The following is a 21489-nucleotide window of genomic DNA, read 5'->3' as shown; positions in this document are numbered from 1 at the left end:
TGAAAACTTGCAAAGCAAGTTTTCAATCTTTTTATTTGTAATTTCATTCATTTGAGAACTAACTATATGAATATCCGCGATCGCTGGCGTTCAACATCTGAGAATTTTCTTCTTCCCTTAGGAGCCTTACTTGCTTCGTTAGTAATTTTTGGGATTTTTTGTGCTATCCAAGGGAAAAATCCGATCGCAATTTATGGAACGATTTATTCATCTGCGTTTGGTAATAGTTTCTCTTGGCAAGGAACCTTAATTCGAGCAGCTCCTTTAATGCTTACCAGTCTATGCACGGCTCTACCAGCGATGCTGGGATTGACGATCATTGGCAATGAAGGAGCTTTAATTGTTGGTGGACTGGGCGCGATCGCTGTTGGTCTATCGCTTGCTTCTTTACCATCTATTATGGTTCAGATAGCGATGGCAATGGGCGGTATTATTGCGGGTGGTCTATGGATTATGTTTGTAGGTGCGATTAAGTACTATCGCGGTGTTAATGAAACTATTAGTAGTTTGTTGATGAATTACATTGCGATCGCGGTGCTTAACACCCTAGTAGAAGGACCAATGCGCGATCCTTCCACCTTGAATAAACCCTCTAGCTTTCCACTTGCAGCAATTAATATGCTGCAAAGTATTCCCAATACGAGAGTGCACTATGGTCTAATTTATGGACTAGTTGCCTGTGTGATTGCTTATTTTTTGATTCATCGCACCACTTTTGGATTTTCAGTACGCACGGTCGGTGGCAATATTCGCGCTGCTAAAATCGCAGGCTTACCAGTTGGCAAACTCACATTAATTGTGACCTTCTTGGGTGGTTCTTGTGCAGGGCTAGCAGGGATGGTGGAAGTGGCAGCTATTCATGGCAGTGCCAATGCCTCGCTAATTTCAGGCTATGGCTATAGTGGCATTTTAGTTGCTTTTATCGCCAGACAAAATCCTTTAGTTGCGGTACTTGTTGCTGTATTGATGGGCGGCATTCTAGCTAGTGGTAGCGCTCTTCAGAGGTCGTTTGGACTGCCAGATGCTACGGTTTTACTATTTCAAGGCATCGTATTCTTAGCTATTCTCTTTAGTGAATCTCTTTATGGTCGCTTGGACTTCTTTAAAGATAGAGAACCTGAAGTTAAGATTGACGCATCTGCAACCACAGTTTAGCCACTTGCTGAGAAGCAATATTTTTTTAAGTGATGCTTTACAGCGCATTTAACAGAAATATTAGTTTTCTTAATCACAATTTTTTTTAAGAATTACCAATTACCATGGCAGATACATCTACAACATTAGGTTGGATGAGTGTTCCCCTAGCGATTATCGCAGGGACACTCCGAGGGAGCGCCCCATTTCTATTTGTTAGCTTAGGTGAATGTCTTACCGAAAAAGCTGGCAAGATTAATCTTGGTCTAGAAGGAACTTTGCTAACTGGGGCAATGACCGCGTATGCAGTTTCTTTTTTGACTAAATCACCTTGGATGGGAGTCTTAGCAGCTGGTTTATCTGGTATTGGTTTGGGGTTAATTCATGCATGGTTATCGCAACGCCCTAAGGTAAGCGATGTCGCTGTTGGTATTGCGATGATTATTTTTGGTAGTGGAATTGCTTTCTTCTTTGGTAAAGCCTTTATTCAACCCAAAGCGATTCCTTTGCCTGTACTTGAGTGGGGCAATTGGAGCAGCTTTCCTCAAGTTCAAGCCGCTCTGAAAGTGAGTCCTTTGCTATTAATTGGTATTGCGATCGCACCACTAATGCAATGGTTTTTTAGTTCAACTCGGTGGGGCTTATATGTACGTGCTGTAGGTGATAGCCCCAGCGCCGCTAGAGCTATGGGAATTTCCGTTGTTGGTGTGCGTACCTGTGCGATCGTCGCAGGTAGTTTTCTTGCAGGTATCGGTGGCGCAAGTTTATCGCTGTATTTCCCTGGGCTATGGGCTGAGAATATTTCTAGCGGTCAAGGTTTGATGGCGGTTGCCCTTGTGATCTTTGCTCGATGGCAGCCAATTCATTGTTTATGGGCAGCTTTGCTATTTGGTGGAGCGCAGGCTATTGGACCAGCTCTTCAGGCTGTTGGATTTGACTCTTACTATTACTTGTTCAATGCCATGCCCTACATTATGACTTTAATCATCACGATCGCTACTTGTTCACCACGAAGAACATTAACTGGTTCGCCAGGAGCATTGGGTACAAACGAATGAGTAATACTAATAACTGATGTTACGTGGAAGCTTCTAAGACCCTCACCCCTAGCCCCTCTCCCAAAGGGCGAGGGGAACAAGATTTTCTGGATTTTGCTCCCCCTCTCCTCTCTGGGAGAGGGGGCTGGGGGGTGAGGGCAATCTTTATTCCACGTAACATCAGTAATAAACGCAAGTGTGACAACATTTGCATGTATTAAAAAACTTGACCCCATAGAATGAGAGGAGGCGCGAAGCGCCTCCTCTCATTCTATGTTTTGGGGTAATTGATAGGCGATCGCGATCCATTCGTTCATGTGAATGCGATCGCACAGTTCAAACCCTGCTTCAATCATGGACTGAGTTACATCTTCGGCGCGATCGCTGGTATAGCCTGCGGTGATTAAGGTTCCTGAATGTGTAGAAGTATTGCGAAGAGCCTTGTAAAATTCTGCGGCAAGGGAAATGTGAACTCGCGCAAAAATATTCGCAACGATCAGATCGAATTGTCCATTAGCTTGAATTTCAGGAACAGACTCAATGCTATCACCACCCATCCAATGCCCTAGTTGGCTAGCACTGCCAAGACTCGCACATGTGACTGTGACCTTTTGTGATACTTGGTTGCGTTCCACTGCGTCCTGAGTGGCGGCTACGGCAATACGATCATTATCAATTGCCAACACTGTCGCACCGAATTTTGCTAAAGCTACACTAAGAATTCCTGAACCTGAGCCAAGATCGAGCGCTTCAATGGATGGCTGAGTATGGTTTTCTATTAGGCGTTCTATTAGTTGCAAGCTCAGGATGGTGGCAGGATGGAGACCACTGCCAAAGGCGAGACTATTTTGGAGACGGAGAATAATCTCTTGGGAATTAATAGTTTGATAGTCAGAGTCAGCAGATAGAACCACAAAGCGATCGCCTATGCGCCGAATTAAAGAATGCTCAGGATTCTGTTCTATTTGAGGAGGCTTTTGGTCAACGATGAAGGTTTGCAATTCACTGGTCATGCCTGTGCGATGGAGTGGCTTGAGTAGATCGGCGATCGCCTCTATGCGTTGATGGATTTGAGCATCTTCGAGCAGGTACATTTGAATCGTGTATGTCCATTGAGGATGGCGATCGCGATATTCGCTGATGTGCATATCTTCGGCTGCGATCGCTTTGGCGAGTAAGGTACATATCCAATCAACGGCTTCGTTGGTGGTATCGAGGTTCAATTCTATCCATGACATAATTATGCTCCTAAAGAAGAGGGTTTAGCATTTGCAATTAAGATTTCTGCGGAGAGTTTGAAAATTGTGTTGCAAATGCTAAACCCCTACGATTACAGATGATACCAAAACTCAAAATGGCGTAGCCATTTTGAGTTTTGAAAACCCTTACTGGGTTTGGTTTTTAATTCGCAAAAGTGTTGTCACACTTTCGTGAATTGGTATGAGATATATGTGGTAGGGGCAAAGCATTCCCGTAGCAATTTTCCAATTTTCAGATCGGTTCAATTTGGGAATGCTTTGCCCTCTTTTATTATTGGGGCTGGTGACAGGTGATGCAATGGAATGCGCCACCACCTAGGAGAATATGCTTTGCTGAAAGCCCGATCGCTTTGCGGTTGGGAAATTGCTTGGCGATTTCCTGCACTGCTGACGCATCATTCTCTGCGCCATAGGTGGGAATAATCACACTGTCATTGGAGATATAGAAGTTGAGATAACTGGCGGGCATGATTTCGCCTTCGTCATCGAGAACGAGACTTGGTGAAGGGATTTTAACTACATTTAATTTATGCCCTTGTGCGTCGGTCATCGCTTCTAATTGAGCAGCAATATTGTTGAGAACTTGATAATTAGGATCGTCCTCAGAAGTTGGCTGCATACACATGACGGTATGGGGTGCAATAAAACGGGCGATCGTGTCGATATGCCCGTCAGTATGGTCATTGAGAAGTCCTTCTTCAATCCACAGTACCTTTTCTACGCCCAAGGCATTTTTTAATCCCAATTCGATCGCCTGTTGATCCATCTGCGGATTGCGATTGGGATTGAGGAGACATTGCTTAGTGGTGAGACAGGTTCCTGCTCCATCGACTTCGATCGCGCCGCCTTCGAGTACCCAGTCAAATTCAAATTTAGGTATGCCAAGGGTTTCGAGAATATTTGTAGCTACGCGATCGTCATGTTCTAGCAGATATTTGCCGCCCCAACCGTTCCATTGAAAATGCAAAGCCCCCAGTTTTCCATCGGCATTTTTGACATAGATCGGTGTGATATCGCGCATCCAGATGTCACCAAAGGGAATCTGATGAAAGCGCACAGGCAAATCTCCGAGTAGTTCCTTTGCTAAAGCCGCAGTTTCTTCGAGTACTAGGATTTCTAGCTGTTCAGATGTGGCGATCGCTTTGGCAAGGGCGACAAATTCGGCTTGGACGATATCGAGATATTCTAACCACAGGTCGCGATGGCTGGGGAAGGCTAGCCAACAGGCGGTGTGGGGTTGCCATTCGGCTGGCTGTGAGTAGCCCAAGGTTTTGGGGTGATCCATGTCGGTTGCGGTGTTGTTAATAATCCATCGGAAATCCTACCTTTATTTTGGGTGATCGCGCTATTGCTAAGGCTACTTGCCTTAAAAAAATTAGAAAACGGGACGCAAAAGCATTATCCTAAAAATAGTGGGTGTGGTGGTTTAATTTTAGGTTTGATTTTTTGCTTTTAAAATATATAGTTCAGGTTTGCAGCCTAATAAATAACAATGAGTACAGTTAATAACGAGATTCGTTTGCTTCTAAATTTATGGGGCTTGGGAAATGGTCAGGGGCTAGTCAAGAAAAGTGAGCTTTTGCGCCCCTATAAAGGTAAGGAGAAGAAAGCTGTTTATGAAGTTAGTTTGAACGATCTAGCTGATAGTGGGGCGATCGCTTTGACGATGGATAAGAAAGTGCCGAAGTTGTCGTTGACGGATGCGGGTTCGCAACAGTTGGCGGCGGGTTTGCTGTCGGCGGATTTTGGGTTTGAGGGGCAGTTGGTGGGCAGTCGGTTGGCAAATGCGGCTTTGAGATGGTTTAGGCAATATCAAGGTGTTGGGGTAAGTGTGGATGCGATCGCGCCTAAGATCTCGACTTACGATGAGTTTAAGGCTGTGGCTTTAGAGACTTACGATCAGCTTAATCGTGATTACAACTTTGATAATCTTGTGCCTATTTATCGGATTAGACGAGCGATCGGTGAACGTGTAACGCGATCGCAGTTTAACGACTGGATGCTAGAGCTTCAGTCAAAAGAGATTTTTCAGTTTATTACAGGTAGGGTTACAGACCTTACACCAGATAAGGAACAAGATTCGATTACTACAGAACTGGGTGGGCTACGTTACTACGCCAAGCTTTTATAAAAGTATTGCTCTGTGTTGATTTAACTCAATTTAAAAAATAATTTAAAGAGGTTTGTAATGTCTACAGCATCATCTTTTGATGAACTTTATGAGGTCATCAACAAAAATAATCCATTTGACGTACCACCAATCATCACAGGTCAAGATATTTGGAATGGTAGTTTTCCAGATCTAACAACTTTAAACGCTCATGCTTCGGATGCAGTATTTGAAACAATTGAGCAAGTTCGTTCAGGCAAGCCCAAAGTAACATCTATTGCCTTTAGTGCTGAAATTGGGGTTGGTAAAAGTCATGTAATTAGACGAATCCGCAGAGGATTACAAGCAGACAACAAAGCTTTTTTCATCTACGCTAACAAATATGGTGACTTGAATTTGATTCATTACCAATTTCGCCAGATTCTCGCTGACAGCTTCAAACAGTCTAACGGACATGGAGTTACTCAATGGCAAGAATTAGCTGCGGCAATGGTTAACCAAGTCGTTGCTAACAAAAGACCTGCATTAGAGCTAGTTAATAAGCTTCCTCAAGCATTGGCTAATAATCGTAATCTAATCGATCAACTCACCAATGCGATTCTTAAAGTCAAGCCGAAAGTTGGTGATCCTGATATTGTTAGAGCGATTATCTGGACATTAGGAAGTGCAGCCCATGCACCTTTTGCAATTAAATGGCTTGCAGGGAAAGAGTTGTCTGATGCAAAGGCAAAAGAGCTAGGTTTACCCAACCCAACGAAGGAAATTAAACTGTTAGAGGCGGATGCGCTAAGTGCTGCACTACAGATTATCAGCATAGCGTCTGACTACAATCCTATTCTCGTGTGTTTTGACGAATTAGAAGGGCTGGAAGTAAATGAGGCTGGCTATTTCAAGTCTCAAGTAGTCGGTGGACTAGTCAAAGATTTATTTGATGCAATTGAACAGTCTGATGTTACAAAAGGAGTAGTTATTTTGTCAGTAATACCTCCTGTTGTTTGGAGAGATCTCTTGAAAAATATAGCAGTAGGTGATGTAACAGGAATAAGAGATAGATTTTCTTCAAAGTATCCAGAACCACTGGAACTAAAGTATGCAGATGGAGAAGCTGTCGTTAATGTTGTAGAACTTTGGCTTCAAGATTTTTATCAATCTCACAACCTTGTACCACCAAACTCTGTATTTCCTTTTGAGGAAGATAAACTGAGGTCTTTAGGAAATGAAAGACCAGCTATCAGACAACTACTAAAATGGTGTCGTGATAACTTTGCAATTTCTCCACCACCTCTTGATCTAAAAGAGTTGGTTCAAAAAGACTATGACAGAGAACTTGCTCAAATTAATGAAGATTTCTTGGATGATAGTGATCTCATCGCTAGAGCGCTTTATCTCGGATTTACAGCACTAAAGGGACAGATAATTGAGAATGTTCTCATCCAAGATGTCACGGATCAAATTACTCCCATTTCATGGAATAAAGGTTCAATTCAATTTAAGATTATTGCAACTGAAAATGGAAAAGAAGAGGTGATCGGTGTTGCTGTAATTCAACATACTCACGGAATGACTGTTGGCTCAAGAATGCAAAAACTGACATGGTACGACAAATTTAAGCTTACTCGTGGTTGCGTGATTCGTTCTGAAGATAGAAAGATTAAAAAGCAATGGGAAGCTCATAATCTACGAGCCAAGTTAGTTGACGAACTGGGTGGCGAATATATCTATCTAGTTGCCGATCATGTAAAACCACTCATCGCAATTCTTGCTGTATACGACAAACGCGAAATTTACGGTGTTAGTGAAGATGCCATTCTAGCTTTTATTACAGACTCACAAATTGCTTTTAATAATCTCTTGATTAAAGATATCTTAAGCAATCCAGCAAGTGTGATTTCTGATGATGATAGTGAAGCTGATCCAGTAATTGAGAACGAAAGTGATGAAGTAAAACCAGCCTTTATTGATATTACTGATGAAGTGAATATTGATTTAGATAGCTTACTTGAATAAACAAAATAGTTTTTAGGAAATTTTATGATTTCTATCGCCAACGGTTTACGCATTTCAGCAACAAATTTAGATGCTTTAAGAAGTGGTGCGATCGTTGGCGCTTTTTCTAAAACATTTCTTGCTATTGATAGATCCTTTGCTCTCTATCCTGATTTACAAGTTGAAAACGCAGATCTAGTAACTGTCGATCTTTGGGCAGAATGTAAAAGCTGTGAAAGTATTGATAATACTTTTGAACTATTAAAAATTTCACAGCTAACAGCCTTACCTATCGAAGAATTAGAATTAATCTTTCAACAACGTGCAAGCATATTTCTAGTAGTTTTGCGCGTTTATAAACTATCTAATCCCATTCAAGTTCAGCAGCAATCAACAGGAAATTTTGTCCCTCTACCTGAGTCAATTACTATTTTCGAGAAGATTCCTATTCTTGATGATGAACAATTTCAACAAATTCGAGATCAATCAAAGGATTTAGAATTATTAATTGTTTCTAATCAATCTACAGATATTATTTTGGATGATGACGATTTTTTAAAAATCAATCCTAACATATTGAATGTAGAACCTCAGGAAGTTATAGATGAGGAAAATCAAACTAATAATAGTTTAAGTTGGATTAAAACAATTTCAACATTAGGCGATCGTAGTATTGAAGGAGCCGACAAAAAAAGTACAGTTAAAGCTGGCACTGATTTTGAAAATATTGTTAAAAGAAGTTTAGAGTTTCTTGGTTTTACTATAGATAAAGCTCACAAAGGCGGTGCAGGAGGCTTAGATTTATGTTGTTCTCAACCTTATCTACTTATTGGCGAGTGTAAAGCGGGGAAAAGTATTCCCAAAGGTACGACTGAAGAAATAATGCGAATTGGGATGACCAAGTTAGCAACTGAATCTGAATTTAAAGAGGCAGCGAAGTTAATAATTGGCTCTGGAAAGCCAACTCCTGATGTAATCAAATTTTCAACCAAATGGAAAATAAGCATTATAAAGACTAAGACATTACAAAAACTCGTTGAATTCAAAGCCAAATATGATGGCGCGATCAATCTATTTGAACTCAAGGAATATCTGCAAGCAGGTCAAATTGACGACAAAATTGATGAATATATCCAAAAAGTTGAAAGTGATATCAAACTGCGATCTCGTATTGTTCAATCAGTAAAAAAACTAGCTTACATGGGAACAACACAGCCAAATTTTGAGAGAATTTGTACACAATACAATGCAATGTTTTTTACAGACAATGAATCTGTGCTTCATGATCAAGAAGGAAAAGATATACTCATAGAGCTTTCTTCGCCATTGGCGGGATATTTGGGAAGAGTGAAGGGTAATGGAGGAAATAGCGATCGCTTTTACTACCTGCGAGACTTACCGATAGAAAAGGAGACATAACATGACACTCAAAGAACTACAACCACAACTACTATCCCTAACCCCCGAAGAAAAATCTCAAGCAATCCAAATCCTAGTCCAAAGCCTCAGCAACACATGGCAAGGCATCGAAAAAAATCCAAGAGTCATGGGTGGTGACGCTTGCATCCGTCAAACTCGCATACCTGTATGGCTGCTAGTAAGCCTACAACACCAAGGCGCAAGCGAAGCCTACATCCTCGAAGACTATCCCACCCTCACCGCAACCGACCTAGCAAACGCATGGCGCTACGCCGAAACCCATCCTGATGAAATAGAAGCAGCCCTTCATAGGCAAGAGGCAGCTTAACATGGCACGACTCTATGCCGATGAGCAATTCCCCAAAATTGTCGTCAAACTACTACGCGAGCTAGGACATGATATTTTAACAGTCCAAGAAGCAGGCAAAGCCAACCAAAGAATCCCTGATGAAGATGTCCTAGCCTTAGCGATAAGTGATAACCGCACCGTATTAACAATTAATCGCAGTGACTTTATCCGACTGCATAACCTACACCCTATCCATACAGGTATAATCGTCTGCACAGAAGACATCAACAGACAAAGACAAGCCACCCAAATTCATGAAGCAATTAACAATACAGTAGATTTAACCAACCAACTAATTCGCATAAATCGTCCTAGTAAATAGAGATCTATTCTCCATGAGTGGGATATTTGGGAAGAGTTAGGGGAGATGGAGAAAAAGGCGATCGCTTTTACTACTTGCGAGACTTACCATGCGATGAGAGTTAGGATTTATGGATTTAGGAGTATGGCGATCTCTGGTTATGGTAAAATATACCACTACTATATTCTTCCCCAAAAAGGTGTTTATAATGATTGTAAATTCATTAGATAAAGAGAGTATATTGAGTGAGTTAAGCTCCCTAAAAGATGATTTGGCTACTCACTATGAAGTCAACAAAATTGGTATCTTCGGCTCAATCGCAAGAAATGAAGCAAATGAGAATAGTGATATTGATATTGTTGTAGATATGCAGCCAAATATCTTAAAGCGAGTTAACCTCAAAATTGAATTAGAAGCAAAATTTGGGAGAAAAGTTGATGTGATTCGATATTGGTATGGAATGAATAAATATCTAAAAGCGCGAATCGATCGTGAGGCTGTATATGTATGATCGCTCAATGCTTTTAGAATTATTTTTAGAAATTCAAGAAGGAATTAGGAGAATTGAACGCCGTTTTTCTGGGATCGACACAGCCTATGACTTTATTCGTAATGACGATGGGCTAGATCGCCTTGATGCGATCGCCATGATGTTAGTTGCGATTGGTGAAAACACACAGAAACTTGATAAATTCATTGATCCAAAATTGTTTGAGCAATATCCTGATATTGATTGGTCAGGGATTAAGGGATTGAGAAATATACTGGCTCATAATTACTTTAGTATTGATGCCGAAGAAATATATCGATTATGTTCCAACGAAATAGAACCTTTCAAAAATGCTATAGAACGACTCCGTAATGATTCTTTTTGATATGAAAAGCGATCACAGTTGACGTTTTTTCATTAGCCTAAGATATTTGGGAAGAGAGAAGAGTGATGGAGGAAGGGGCGATCGCTTTTACTAACTACAAGACTTAGCGATCTGAATTGTTAATTTGGTGATTAGATAGGCAACAATGTTATGTGAAATAATTAGAGCAATAGCGATTTAGTAATTCATGCAATCTGATTAAAATCAAAGAAAAATACAGCCATGAAACGAGTAGAACTTCTCAATCGTATCTCAGTTAATCCAAATATATGCTTTGGAAAACCCTGTATTCGAGGACATCGCATTTGGGTATCCCTAATCCTTGACTTTCTAGCGAATGGTACTAGCATCCCTGAATTGCTAGAAGACTATCCCCAACTACAACCAGAAGATATTTATGCCTGTATTGCCTATGGAGCAGCTATGTCAAGCGATCGCTATGTTGATATTCCCATCGAGAAATCAGCATGAAATTCAAACTAGATGAGAATATTGGTCAAAGAGGCATAAACCAGCTAAAACAAGCAGGCTACGATGTTTCTACTGTCCTTGAGCAAGGACTAACTTCAGCTTCAGATCCCACCGTCATAAAAGTTTGCCAGCAAGAAGATCGCTGTCTAGTTACTCTCGACTTAGATTTTAGCAATCCTCTACAATATGTACCTTCACAATACAAAGGAATAGCTGTTTTAAGATTACCTCCTAGAGCAACTATAGAAGATCTGACAGATGCGATTCAGACTCTAATTAATGGATTAGAACGGGAAGATATTACAGGCAAACTCTGGATCATTCAACGTGGACGCATTCGTATTTATCAGCAAAGTGATGATTAAAAATTTATTGCAAGCAGTATCTGCATTTGGGAAGAATTAAGGGAGATGGAGAAAAAGGCGATCGCTTTTACTACCTGCGAGACTCACCGAATTGACTTACTCAATGCATTGATTGAATAGACGATAATGTTACGTGAAATAATTAGCGAAATATCAATTTAATAATTTATAAAATGATGTTCCACATAACATCATTTTATAAAAAGAAGATCACCGATAGTGAAGATGCAACTTAAGGAAAATGGTTGCTTTTACAAACTTAAAACAACCATTTTCCTTAAGTTGCTAATCATAAAATCAGTATTCACTGATTTTATGATTGCTATATTTTTTTCACTAAGGCTAATTCCTCCGCCGTGAAATCTTCAAAGGCGGCTTGCTGACTAGCTAATAGCTCAACCGTCGCATCGGCAATGTCATTGTTAGCAGCAGAGCGATCGCGTAAACGTTGCTCCAAAACTTCCAAGGGCGCAGTGCAGTAAATGATTTCTACAGGGACGTTTTGAACTTGAGCAGCAGCGATCGCTTGACCTCTTAGACTAATGCGATCGTACTTCGCATCCAGAATGACAGTAAAGCCTTTGCTAGCTAACAAAGCACCTAACTCTGCCAATCTGGTATAGGTTTTCGCAGTCATCTCTGGTGTGTAAATGTCATCACTACCACGCTCCATTAACCCAATACCTGCAATCTGCTTACGAATTGCATCCGATCGCAGATAAATGGCATCTTGCTCAGAGGCGATCGCTTTTGCCGTTGTACTTTTACCAGAGCCAGATACACCCGACATAATGATCAACTTGCCTTGCTTGGGTTGCGTATATTCCCACGCAAGTTTGTAATATGCCGAAGCTTCTGTTTGAGCATTCGCTTTCACATCCGCAGGAATATTCGGATCGTCGAGCAAGAATGATGTCACCTTAGCGCGAATATAAGCACGCATACTGCAATGGAGCGGTAATAGCACGGCTCCTTCATAGTCGCCAGTGCGCTCTAGGTAAGTATTCAAAAAGATATTTGCAAGATCGCTTCTGCCGCGAAATTGCAAATCCATTAATAGGAATGCAGCATCATACAGCACATCACTATTGCGGAATGGCTCATTAAATTCGATACAGTCAAAAATCTGGATCTGATCTTGATAGAGACAAATATTTTTTAAATGGACATCGCCATGACATTCACGGACTTTGCCCTTAGCAATGCGATCGCTAAATAAGTCAGCATTCTCGGCGAAGAATTTATCTGTGTAGGCACGGGTTTGAGCAAGCTGCTCCTCAGTTTGAGCAATGCCAACATATTTTTCAGTGGAAGCATAGTTATCATTTGCAACTGCCCGAACGGATTCCATTGTACCGAAGCCATTGATATGGTCATTGGTTAGTGCATTCTGATGGAATACCGCCAACTGTTCGCCAATCTGTTTCACATGGTCAGCCGTCAGCCTACCCGAAGCAAACATCTCAATGAGCAAATCCTCTTGCGAAAACTCTGGCATGGCGATCGCATATTCCACAGGTGTTCCAGTCCCAGTCTGATCAAAATGGTATTTCTCATCTGTTTCGATAATTGGCAAAACGGACAGATATAAGTCAGGAGCTAGACGACGGTTCAGCCGCAGTTCTTCTTCACAGAAATATTTGCGCTTTTCTAGGGTAGAGAAATCTAAGAATCCAAAGTTCATTGGTTTCTTGACTTTGTAAGCATAGGAGCCTGTGAGTAGCACAAAAGAAATATGGGTTTGCAAAAGCTGGATGGGCTTCGTAACAGGATGCTCGTAGAACTCAGGCAAGAGCATTTGCTCAATGATTGGCGGTAATGACATAGTTAAATTGATAGTTGGGTTTGATACTTCAAGGCTTGCAAAGCAAGCCTTGACGATTTAGTTAGCTAGGCTTTTTATAGCGTGTTAGCCATGTGAAAAAGAGAATTGGCATTGAAACAGCCACGAGCGACTCAGCCCAGAAAAATGAGAGAAAGTCTGACAAACCGCCAAGAGGAGGAACATTGGGCTGAAGATTTCGCACCGCAGGTAGGGCAAATAACATACCTGCAATGAGAGTAAACATCCCAAATTCAATTGGACGGGGTTGCCAAACCACAATCATTGTCATCGTAAAAATTACCAAGCCAATCAACCACATGGCAATCATCAAAAAGATTGAGAATGACTTAGTGATGACCGATCGCGACACAGTTACTCTCAAGCCAATATAACTGTCAGTAGACTCAAATTCAGTTTTGGGAATGTAATCGACATCAATGTTATAGCCAGATATGGCTCCGTAGAAATCAACTGACATGGGAATTTCTTCTTTCTCATCCTTAGGATTAGTAAAAAAGAGATAGAAGTCGGAACTATGCACATCAAAAGGATAGTCGCTAACTCTACCTTTAGCTATGGATAAGGAACCTGTCACAGCATCAGGTATACGATTATTTTCAAGGGTAACTTCAGCCTTACCGCTTTCGATACCTGTAAAGAATTTTAGATCTTTAGTGAGGCGTGCATCTTTAACGTATGTTCCTTCGGGACTCAGTGCAAACCTAAGATTTATCTCGGATTTAATAGGATCAACTCCTAGCATAGTAACAGCAACGTTGATCCGATTTGGTTCTTTGTCATCTCCAAAGGTTAGATTAGCCGATCGCTGCGTGCCATCGTTTTGGTAAAAATAGAGTGCACCCGAAAATGCGCCAATAAAAAGCGTTAGAAAAAGCAGCATGATAATGATGCGCTTAATTAGAAGCTTACGACTGGTGTCTGCCATATAATTTCATATAGAGAGTAATGATTTGCATAGCAAATCACTAATCAGACTACCCCACTTTGCGCTCAGTCACTAATGTCAGACTAGCCCATCCTCCTTTGTGATCATAAGCCCGAATTATTCGCTGGTGCAGGTTTGATTCTAACAACCACGAAATAGATAGGCGAAATGGCTGACGAGTGGCGATCGCTACAGGACAAGTTATCGATGCACCATCTGGTAAAAACAAGGTTTGGATTGGCAAAGTATCCTGATCAAAGTTCAGTATTTGGGGATTATGTGGATCAATCTTCGCGATCGAGGTAATCGTCTTTGCGCCCATAGGTGTTTGCATTTGCAAAGACATAATTACTCGATCGCCTTCCTGTTGCCATTCAGTAACTGTTGATATGACTTCTGGTTCTAACCAATCAGCAGCGATCGTAATTGCCTCACCTTCCCATTTGCCTAACAAATTATTTAGGGTCAAGGCTGGACGTTCAGATATGGCGCTATTGGGTAAATGTTCGCGAATGAAGGTAAGGCGATCAAGTTGGCTAGCTTTGTCATAGAGCAGAACCACACGCAATCGGCGATCGCCATAAATCAAGCCCAACTCTGCCCCAAACTCAGTGTAGGGGGCAAATTGCAATGATCCTTGCGAAAAAGCGCCATTCTCAAAAAAAGTTGTACTTTTATTGAGAGAGCGATATTCCAAAGCCAAATCCTCTGGCTGACCATCATAAAAGCGCCGCACAACCTGACGGATTGTTTGATTGTCGGCTTTAAGTTCCAGACTAGTTTCGCTGGGAATATCTTCTAATATTTCACCCTTTGTCGATAATCTCGTAAATGAACCTTGCCAACAGCCAAGGTTTTGCAACAAACATTCCCATTGCGATCGCATATTTTTTGTCACATCATTTTGTACTGAAGTATATCCCAAAGATAATGGCAGCGCTTCGCGCTGCTATTATCTTTGGGTTTGGTTTAAAGGAATCTCAATTGTAAATTCTGTACCTTTGCCCACTTCTGAGCTAAAGGATAGCTTACCGCCATGATTTTCCGTGATGATCTGATAGGCGATCGATAGCCCTAAGCCTGTACCTTTCCCCACAGGCTTAGTAGTGAAAAACAAATCAAACAAGCGATTGCGTAACTCGTCGGGAATGCCATTACCATTGTCAGAAATTTTAATGACTAAGCGATCGCAAAGTTGATCGCTATTTTGAGAATCTGCAAGAATTTCTGTCTGAATCAAGATTTTAGAAACCTTGCCATCTTTCCTAGTCCACAGTGGTTTCTCATTCACAATCTGCCAAAATCCATTAGCTTGAGCATCGTCTTCAAGGGCATCGATCGCATTGGTCAGTAGATTCATAAACACCTGATTTAGCTGCCCCGCATAGCATTCGACCTCAGGAAGACTTGCATATTTTTTCTCGATTTGAATCTCAGGACGATGTGCTGTAGCCTTGAGGCGACTTTGCAAAATCATCAAAGTGCTATCAATTCCCTCATGGATATCGACATATTTACATCCTTCTTCATCACTTCGCGAAAATTTATTTAGTGATTGCACAATCTTTTGAATTCTCTCAGCCCCAATCCGAATTGAACCGACTAATTTTACAAAGTCACTAGCGAGAAAATCTATATCGATTTCTTCTAGCTTGGTCTGCACTGCTTCAATAGGTTCTGGATAGTGAGTGCGGTAAGTTTCGACAAGACTTAAGAGCTCAGAGGTGTAGGTGTCAGCGTAGGAGAGATTCCCATATATAAAATTCACAGGATTGTTGATTTCATGGGCTATTCCCGCTACTAGTTGTCCTAAGCCCGACATTTTCTCAGCTTGAATCAACTGTGACTGTGTACTTTTTAGCTCTTGCAAAGCATGTTCGAGCTTTTCGGCTTGCAAGCGATATTTTTCTTCGGAAGCCCGAACTAGAGCCTCAGCCGCAAGTCTTTCGGTAATGTCGCGCAAACTCCAAACTCGACCTGCACAACTATCCAAAACATTTTGTGGTTGCGAATAGCATTCTAGCGTTCTGCCATCATCTAACTCGACAATCTCAAAGCTATTCTGATCAGTACTGAGTCCTTTACCAAAGTTCTGCAAATATTTTGCCGAGCTAATCCGCTTAGCCACATATTTGAGGATATGGGAGTCATCATGGGAGCGAAAAATGCGATCGGGAATCCGCCAAAGATCCACAAATTTTTGATTACAAATAATAATATTACCGATCGCATCTAGCACCAAAATACCATCGGCTGTAGCTTCAAGGGTTGCACCAAGGGCTACAAAACTTTTGTTAATTTCAGCTTCAGCAGCTTTGCGATCGCGGATGTTTGTACAAATATAAGTTGTGCCAATCACCTCACCCGATGGACTTTTGACTGGATTTACCCTTAAGGAAATGGGGATACGCTGATGATCGCGATCGAGCATTTCCAACTCACTTGTCCAAGTTCCACCATGCATCACCGCCGAATGAATTACTTTAGATGCTTGCACATCTGTAAATAGAGGTTGTAAATTAGTCGATTTTTGTAAGGCAGATAAGCTATAGGCAAATAAATCACTAAAGGCAAGATTGATATAAATTGGTTGTCCTGTCCCGTCGGTAATACAGATTGCATCATTGGCACTTTCAATCGCTGTACCAATTTTCGTAAAAGCATCTTCAAGATATTGGCGTTCAGCAATTTCTTCGGCTAGCTGGCTCTTGAGCAGTTCTGTTTGCTGTTCTGCCAAAGCATGGCTAGAAACAATGATTCCACCCACCGATCCATCATCGGTATACCAAGGTTGGACATCCCACTGAAAATTATGGGTTGATTCACCCCGAAACGCAATCTCAATTTTTGTGGTGTAATGCATCTGCCCGCCACTTAAGCAGCGCTCTAGTCCATGTCTATGAGCGATCGCAATCGGTAATGATTCATAGAGATTTGTGCCAATTAGCTTTAGGCGTGGAATGCCTAGCATTTTGACCCAAGGTTGACTAACTAATACGTAGTCCAGATTGCTATCAAACATAGCGATCGGTACAGGACAAAAATCAACGAACCATCGCAGATATTTTTCTACGTGATTTGCACGGCTTAGAACTGATCCCCACTGGGCTTTCGGGTTGGCTTTTGCCATCCTAACCTGACTTATTTGACGATTTTAGAACTTAACTTCAAAATTGTAACGGGTTCGAGATTTTTAGAGTGTGTTATCTGAACCATAAACAGTAATTCTTGTTTGAAAAGATAAAATGGCAATTTTTTGCGGCAAGACAAAGGGCTGAAGCCCCTTGCTCACAAAGATTTACATTGTTATAGGATTGATATATAGCGTTGTGTTTGTTTCCCCGCCGAAGGCGGGGAAACAAACACAACGCTATATATTTTGGATTTTCTTAGTAAAGAAGCCAATTTTTAGCGGCGCAGCTTCACTGCGCCGCTAAAAATTGGCTTCTTTACGTTACTGCGCGTCCCTAAGTAGCCAAAGCTATAGTATGAGCATGTTAAGATCAGGATTAAGGATTTCATCCACTTATATAAATCATGAGGATAGTCACCTCAGTGCAGCAATATCCGATTTTTGGTTCTGAAATTAAATGTCCCCATTGTCGGCAAGTTATTCCTGCCTTGATTTTGACTGACACCTATCTTTGTCCGCGTCATGGAGCTTTTGAAGTTCAGCCCAATTGCAAAGATTTAGTCCACCTGCAATCCGATCGCCAATGGCGACTATGGAACGACGAATGGTATCGCCAACATACCCATCCCGATGGGATTCGGTTTGAAATTCATGAAAGTATTGATCGGCTCTATACCCAAGGTTATCGAGCGATTAAAGTTACTATTGCTCTCCGCTACATGGATTTAGTCAAACCTTATCTTGAAAATACATCCATTATTTCCAATGTCCAGAGCTTGTATGGCTTAACCGTAGAATTTAGTCCCCCTGAAGAGCAAGAACCACGTTGGGGCATTATCAATTTTGAATTAGATAAGGAATTGGGCGTACCCAAAGGTTATCCATATTTTCGCTCCTTTTAGATAAGGTGGCGCTTCGCGCCGCCTCACCTAAAAGAATAGCTTAAGGGTGTGTGGTTTCACCACACACCCTAATTATTTACTGAGCCTGTAAGTCTGCCATCCTTCCCACCGCCCAAGCCAACAAGCCCATAATTTTTGTCTTACCACATTCCCATCTTTGGGTAAAAATCTTAGGGCTTGCAATAAACCAAAGGCTTCTGATGTGCCGATCGCGATCGCCCAGATAGCAAACACCAATTTTTGGGATGGGGATAAATATCCCAATAGTGCTACCGTCTCATTATGCACAGCATTAATCGAAGCTTGAGCATTAAAAGAATTGCGCTGATCCTCGTCAAAACGCTGAGCAGGAAAGTGATCTACTGCGATTTGCGGATCGTAAATTAGCTTCCATCCCTGTTGTCTCAAAGTCAAAGAGAAAACTACTTCAAAATGCACCTGTGCGCCCGATCCTCGCATTCTTTGATCGAAGCGTAAATCAGCGATCGCCTTACGCCGAAAACTCATATTCACGCCCTTCAGTACATCCACTTCGCGTCCTGTGCCAATGCCAATATGGTGATTGCCGATCAAACGCCCAAACCACTGTAATTTGCCCACTACAGGCTGAGAGCCATCTTCCAATTTTGTACCGTGATAGACCCAATCACGCCCACCAACTCCACCAACTTGCTTATCAGCTAAATAGTAAGTTTCTATCCTTTCTAACCAATCATGATGAGGAGCAGCATCATCATCGGTAAAAGCCACAATATCACCAGTCGCTGACTCCAGCCCGATATTCATCGCCGCAATTACTCCTGAGGCTGTTACTGTGGCTGTATGTAAAGGTAAAGCCCCACGATCAAAAGTTTCTAAGAATTGCCAAGTTTGGCGATCGGTATCACGCACAATTACCCACAGTTCATCGACAGGACGATTTTGCACTTTGAGAGCAGCTAAGCAACGAGCCAAGTCTGCTGGACGTTGATAAGTCGGAACTACTACAGATATCTTCATTGTTTTTTATGTCCTTCTATCTCCAATAGCTCATGCATAAAATCAGCAAAGCGATCGCTGATGACATCATAGTCAAAATGTTTTTTTGCGACCTCTGGAGCAATTTTTGCCTTTGCCTCAAGTTCTTGCCATTGTAAATTGTCTAACCATCGCGCACAACGCATATGAAACTCTTTACTTGCGGGATGATATGCGGGCAAAGCCCAACCAGCTGAAGCTGCATAATCATAAAATCCGGGAATAGGACTCATGGCAACAGGTACACCACAGGCTAGATATTCAGGTAGTTTCGTGGTCAATCGAAAACTTCCTAACTCATCAAGGGTTTGGGTCACAAACCCAATGTTCATCACATTCATCGCCTCCACAACTTCCATTTGAGGCAATCTTCCCGTAAAGATAACCCGCGATCGCAGAGCTTCAGGAACTAAAGACTGAAGCCGCCCTTTCGCACTTCCATCTCCTACAATTAAAACCGTAATATCATCACGTTTTACCAATTTCAAAGCTTCAATCAATTCATAGCCATAGCTATAGGATTGACGATTATTCCATAACAAACTACCCACCACGCCACAGACTAAATGATGTTCAGGAACACCAAACTTTTGGCGGAAACTAAGGCGCTCAGTAGCAGATTTGGGCTGAAATAGTTCAAAGTCTGCTCCTCCTTCAATGGTAATTGCTCGCTTTGCCCCAAGTTTAATCGCCGCTCCTGTCAGATAAGGAGTCCACCCCAGAAAAGCAGTGCAATTCTTGTAAAGCGATCGCTCATAGATCTCCATCATATTACCGATTAACAATCCCTTAGTCACCCGAAAGAACCCACCAATCGGATCACCAGTAGAGATCACATAGGGCTGTTGCCAAGATTTCGCCGCCCTGATCAGATTGATGCCACCCGCAATGCCAGAACCTTCTTGATAGATCAAATCCCATTTAGACCCAGAAATGATCTGCCAAACTTCCTGACTAGCTGCAATCTTACCTATCTTAAGGTTCAGATCATGATAAGTAACTTCGGCTTGCAATTTCGAGCCAAGGCTTCTTGATCGTCTAGAATCAAGACTCCCTTCCCCGCCAGTATTCAGGCACAAAACTTTGGCAATTTTTAACATGTAATTTGCTCTTACAATTTTTTGTTACAAGATGTTGGTAAAACTTTTTGGATGATATCAAGTCATATCTATCTTAAACCTTGTTACTGGCAAAGCTTTCAAATAGATCTAGATAAGTTGTGGCTTTACTTGTCCAACTATGTTGTTCAGCGATCGCTCTTGCGACCTGCCCCATTTGCTTTCTCATCTCAAAATTATTGGTTAGACGGAGCATCGCATTAGTCAAAGCCAAAATATCTTCTGAGTCAGGCAAAACGATCCCACATTCAGGTGTGATGATTGCAGCAACTCCCGAAACTGCCGTAGTAATTACAGGCAACCCAGATGCCATAGCTTCACTAACTACCATCCCAAATGGCTCATAGCGTGATGGAAACACAAAAAAATCAACAGCTTGCATAATTTTGGCAATATCAGATCGATATCCCAAAAAGTGAACCCTCTCCTCCAACTCCAACTGTTTAGCTAATTGTGGATAGGGACTATCTTCGATACTTCCCACTACGGCTAGATGCAAGCTCGGAACATTCACTAAAGCCTTCAAAACAGTATCTAAGTTTTTACGATTTGTCTTAAACTCGCCAACAAATAGAGCCAGATCAACATTTTCTGGCAGTCCAAACTGATTACGTTCTTGAGAGATTGGTTTAAATTCATCTATATCAACGCCATTCAGGACAACTTTAATCTTATTTTCATTGATCCCAATGTTAATCAATTCCTGTTTGATAGTTTCTGATACAGCTATCAAGATTTTTGATTTTTGGAAAGCTTGTTTCTCCAAGAAGGTATTAATTGATGTATAGAGCCACTGATAAACTCCATACAAGTTTTTACTCATTCGTGATACATGAAATGGAGAATTTAACCATGCACTATGGACAAAATGGACAACGTTAATATCTGTTTCTTTGGAAGTTACAGCTCCACAAGACATAACAATATCAAATTCATGAGCATGTTTTATCAACCAATTATCACTTAAACGAGTAAATATAATTCCTCGCAACAATTCAGTTGGGATATTCCTTAAAGGAAAATAAATACATTTAATCAATTCGTTATCTTTGAGTTCAGGCGCAACTTGTCTAACAACTAATGTAACGTTATGTTTTCTTTGGATAGCAGTTTTAACAATTTCATAATTTACCCTTGCTTGCCCATCTCCTAGCCTAACATTGGATGTGATAATACATATTCTCATAATAATTTTATTTCACTTTAGCTTGTTTCTCAAAGTATTGTTCAGGGAACATTTTA

21 protein-coding genes are annotated in these 21489 nt (G+C 41.4%); 12 read left to right on the top strand and 9 right to left on the bottom strand.

The features are described 5' to 3' along the window. The first annotated feature begins 51 nt into the window (after positions 1 to 51). Together H6G05_RS01245 and H6G05_RS01240 are read left to right on the top strand one after the other, a co-directional pair. Positions 52 to 1155: an ABC transporter permease gene (locus H6G05_RS01245; protein WP_322096304.1), complete on the top strand. Its 1104-nt coding sequence runs from the start codon at positions 52 to 54 to the stop codon at positions 1153 to 1155. Positions 1156 to 1259: 104 nt separating this feature from the next. Next, on the top strand, positions 1260 to 2192 hold the full coding sequence (locus tag H6G05_RS01240) for an ABC transporter permease (RefSeq protein ID WP_190575573.1): 933 nt from the start codon (positions 1260 to 1262) through the stop codon (positions 2190 to 2192). Between the two features lie 245 nt (positions 2193 to 2437). Here H6G05_RS01240 and H6G05_RS01235 read toward each other — a convergent pair whose 3' ends face one another. Both H6G05_RS01235 and H6G05_RS01230 read right to left on the bottom strand, forming a co-directional pair. Then, on the bottom strand, positions 2438 to 3409 hold the full coding sequence (locus H6G05_RS01235; RefSeq protein WP_190575571.1) for a 50S ribosomal protein L11 methyltransferase: 972 nt from the start codon (positions 3407 to 3409) through the stop codon (positions 2438 to 2440). A 292-nt stretch (positions 3410 to 3701) separates the two neighbouring features. Beyond that, positions 3702 to 4715, bottom strand: a complete 1014-nt coding sequence (locus H6G05_RS01230; RefSeq protein WP_190575569.1) for an agmatine deiminase family protein — start codon at positions 4713 to 4715, stop codon at positions 3702 to 3704. Between the two features lie 207 nt (positions 4716 to 4922). On the opposite strand from H6G05_RS01230, the gene H6G05_RS01225 reads away from it, so the two are divergent. From H6G05_RS01225 to H6G05_RS01185, 9 genes are all read left to right on the top strand, one after another. After that, complete coding sequence (locus H6G05_RS01225) at positions 4923 to 5561, top strand: GNAT family protein (protein WP_190575567.1); 639 nt, start codon at positions 4923 to 4925, stop codon at positions 5559 to 5561. 57 nt (positions 5562 to 5618) lie between these two features. Then, positions 5619 to 7547 (top strand): ATP-binding protein, encoded by a 1929-nt coding sequence (locus H6G05_RS01220; RefSeq protein WP_190575565.1) that lies wholly within the window; start codon positions 5619 to 5621, stop codon positions 7545 to 7547. Between the two features lie 24 nt (positions 7548 to 7571). Further along, positions 7572 to 8945, top strand: a complete 1374-nt coding sequence (locus H6G05_RS01215; protein ID WP_190575563.1) for a DUF1802 family protein — start codon at positions 7572 to 7574, stop codon at positions 8943 to 8945. A 1-nt stretch (position 8946) separates the two neighbouring features. Further along, the gene (locus H6G05_RS01210; protein WP_190575561.1) at positions 8947 to 9273 is read left to right on the top strand and encodes a DUF433 domain-containing protein; all 327 of its coding nucleotides are present in this window, start codon (positions 8947 to 8949) and stop codon (positions 9271 to 9273) included. Between the two features lies 1 nt (position 9274). Further along, positions 9275 to 9616 (top strand): DUF5615 family PIN-like protein, encoded by a 342-nt coding sequence (locus tag H6G05_RS01205; protein WP_190575559.1) that lies wholly within the window; start codon positions 9275 to 9277, stop codon positions 9614 to 9616. 109 nt (positions 9617 to 9725) lie between these two features. Beyond that, entirely contained in the window at positions 9726 to 10106 is a 381-nt protein-coding gene (locus H6G05_RS01200; RefSeq protein ID WP_242025175.1) for a nucleotidyltransferase family protein, read from the top strand. Beyond that, the gene (locus H6G05_RS01195; protein ID WP_190575557.1) at positions 10099 to 10470 is read left to right on the top strand and encodes a HepT-like ribonuclease domain-containing protein; all 372 of its coding nucleotides are present in this window, start codon (positions 10099 to 10101) and stop codon (positions 10468 to 10470) included. The genes H6G05_RS01200 and H6G05_RS01195 overlap by 8 nt, the downstream gene beginning before the upstream one ends. 222 nt (positions 10471 to 10692) lie before the next feature. Beyond that, the gene (locus H6G05_RS01190; RefSeq protein ID WP_190575556.1) at positions 10693 to 10941 is read left to right on the top strand and encodes a DUF433 domain-containing protein; all 249 of its coding nucleotides are present in this window, start codon (positions 10693 to 10695) and stop codon (positions 10939 to 10941) included. Beyond that, positions 10938 to 11306 (top strand): DUF5615 family PIN-like protein, encoded by a 369-nt coding sequence (locus H6G05_RS01185; protein WP_190575554.1) that lies wholly within the window; start codon positions 10938 to 10940, stop codon positions 11304 to 11306. The genes H6G05_RS01190 and H6G05_RS01185 overlap by 4 nt, the downstream gene beginning before the upstream one ends. Positions 11307 to 11628: 322 nt before the next feature. Here H6G05_RS01185 and H6G05_RS01180 read toward each other — a convergent pair whose 3' ends face one another. The 4 genes from H6G05_RS01180 to H6G05_RS01165 form a co-directional block, all read right to left on the bottom strand. Then, on the bottom strand, positions 11629 to 13131 hold the full coding sequence (locus tag H6G05_RS01180; RefSeq protein WP_190575552.1) for a bifunctional aminoglycoside phosphotransferase/ATP-binding protein: 1503 nt from the start codon (positions 13129 to 13131) through the stop codon (positions 11629 to 11631). 61 nt (positions 13132 to 13192) lie between these two features. After that, positions 13193 to 14077, bottom strand: coding sequence for a DUF4436 family protein (locus H6G05_RS01175; RefSeq protein ID WP_190575550.1), 885 nt, complete (start codon positions 14075 to 14077; stop codon positions 13193 to 13195). 49 nt (positions 14078 to 14126) lie between these two features. Further along, positions 14127 to 14975, bottom strand: coding sequence for a DUF3598 family protein (locus tag H6G05_RS01170; protein WP_322096303.1), 849 nt, complete (start codon positions 14973 to 14975; stop codon positions 14127 to 14129). A gap of 54 nt (positions 14976 to 15029) precedes the next feature. Further along, positions 15030 to 17207 carry an ATP-binding protein gene (locus tag H6G05_RS01165; RefSeq protein WP_190575548.1) on the bottom strand — a complete coding sequence of 726 codons (2178 nt, stop codon included), beginning with the start codon at positions 17205 to 17207 and terminating at the stop codon, positions 15030 to 15032. A gap of 413 nt (positions 17208 to 17620) precedes the next feature. Here H6G05_RS01165 and H6G05_RS01160 point away from each other — a divergent pair, with 413 nt between their 5' ends. Then, positions 17621 to 18112: a TIGR02652 family protein gene (locus tag H6G05_RS01160; RefSeq protein WP_408962455.1), complete on the top strand. Its 492-nt coding sequence runs from the start codon at positions 17621 to 17623 to the stop codon at positions 18110 to 18112. A gap of 72 nt (positions 18113 to 18184) precedes the next feature. Here H6G05_RS01160 and H6G05_RS01155 read toward each other — a convergent pair whose 3' ends face one another. The 3 genes from H6G05_RS01155 to H6G05_RS01145 form a co-directional block, all read right to left on the bottom strand. Then, positions 18185 to 19111, bottom strand: coding sequence for a glycosyltransferase family 2 protein (locus tag H6G05_RS01155; RefSeq protein ID WP_190575545.1), 927 nt, complete (start codon positions 19109 to 19111; stop codon positions 18185 to 18187). Continuing rightward, positions 19108 to 20229, bottom strand: coding sequence for a glycosyltransferase (locus H6G05_RS01150; protein WP_199310236.1), 1122 nt, complete (start codon positions 20227 to 20229; stop codon positions 19108 to 19110). The genes H6G05_RS01155 and H6G05_RS01150 overlap by 4 nt, the downstream gene beginning before the upstream one ends. Before the next feature lie 73 nt (positions 20230 to 20302). After that, a complete protein-coding gene (locus H6G05_RS01145) occupies positions 20303 to 21433 on the bottom strand; it encodes a glycosyltransferase family 4 protein (protein WP_190575543.1) in 1131 nt (376 codons plus the stop codon). Between the last annotated feature and the right edge of the window lie 56 nt (positions 21434 to 21489).

Origin of the sequence: Phormidium tenue FACHB-1050, assembly GCF_014696925.1 — a bacterium.
Classification (GTDB): domain Bacteria; phylum Cyanobacteriota; class Cyanobacteriia; order Pseudanabaenales; family Pseudanabaenaceae; genus Pseudanabaena.
The sequence above is the reverse complement of the archived record's forward strand: the minus strand, read 5'-3'. Positions and strand labels throughout refer to the sequence as shown.

Excerpts from the sequence above, each read along its gene's own strand:
- H6G05_RS01210 (WP_190575561.1), top strand. The coding sequence starts at position 8,947 with ATGACACTCAAAGAACTACAACCACAACTACTATCCCTAACCCCCGAA.
- H6G05_RS01235 (WP_190575571.1), bottom strand. The coding sequence starts at position 3,409 with ATGTCATGGATAGAATTGAACCTCGATACCACCAACGAAGCCGTTGAT.
- H6G05_RS01205 (WP_190575559.1), top strand. The coding sequence starts at position 9,275 with ATGGCACGACTCTATGCCGATGAGCAATTCCCCAAAATTGTCGTCAAA.
- H6G05_RS01220 (WP_190575565.1), top strand. The coding sequence starts at position 5,619 with ATGTCTACAGCATCATCTTTTGATGAACTTTATGAGGTCATCAACAAA.
- H6G05_RS01145 (WP_190575543.1), bottom strand. The coding sequence starts at position 21,433 with ATGAGAATATGTATTATCACATCCAATGTTAGGCTAGGAGATGGGCAA.
- H6G05_RS01190 (WP_190575556.1), top strand. The coding sequence starts at position 10,693 with ATGAAACGAGTAGAACTTCTCAATCGTATCTCAGTTAATCCAAATATA.
- H6G05_RS01150 (WP_199310236.1), bottom strand. The coding sequence starts at position 20,229 with ATGTTAAAAATTGCCAAAGTTTTGTGCCTGAATACTGGCGGGGAAGGG.
- H6G05_RS01200 (WP_242025175.1), top strand. The coding sequence starts at position 9,726 with ATGGATTTAGGAGTATGGCGATCTCTGGTTATGGTAAAATATACCACT.
- H6G05_RS01230 (WP_190575569.1), bottom strand. The coding sequence starts at position 4,715 with ATGGATCACCCCAAAACCTTGGGCTACTCACAGCCAGCCGAATGGCAA.
- H6G05_RS01225 (WP_190575567.1), top strand. The coding sequence starts at position 4,923 with ATGAGTACAGTTAATAACGAGATTCGTTTGCTTCTAAATTTATGGGGC.
- H6G05_RS01180 (WP_190575552.1), bottom strand. The coding sequence starts at position 13,131 with ATGTCATTACCGCCAATCATTGAGCAAATGCTCTTGCCTGAGTTCTAC.
- H6G05_RS01240 (WP_190575573.1), top strand. The coding sequence starts at position 1,260 with ATGGCAGATACATCTACAACATTAGGTTGGATGAGTGTTCCCCTAGCG.
- H6G05_RS01155 (WP_190575545.1), bottom strand. The coding sequence starts at position 19,111 with ATGAAGATATCTGTAGTAGTTCCGACTTATCAACGTCCAGCAGACTTG.
- H6G05_RS01175 (WP_190575550.1), bottom strand. The coding sequence starts at position 14,077 with ATGGCAGACACCAGTCGTAAGCTTCTAATTAAGCGCATCATTATCATG.
- H6G05_RS01215 (WP_190575563.1), top strand. The coding sequence starts at position 7,572 with ATGATTTCTATCGCCAACGGTTTACGCATTTCAGCAACAAATTTAGAT.
- H6G05_RS01185 (WP_190575554.1), top strand. The coding sequence starts at position 10,938 with ATGAAATTCAAACTAGATGAGAATATTGGTCAAAGAGGCATAAACCAG.
- H6G05_RS01195 (WP_190575557.1), top strand. The coding sequence starts at position 10,099 with ATGTATGATCGCTCAATGCTTTTAGAATTATTTTTAGAAATTCAAGAA.
- H6G05_RS01165 (WP_190575548.1), bottom strand. The coding sequence starts at position 17,207 with ATGGCAAAAGCCAACCCGAAAGCCCAGTGGGGATCAGTTCTAAGCCGT.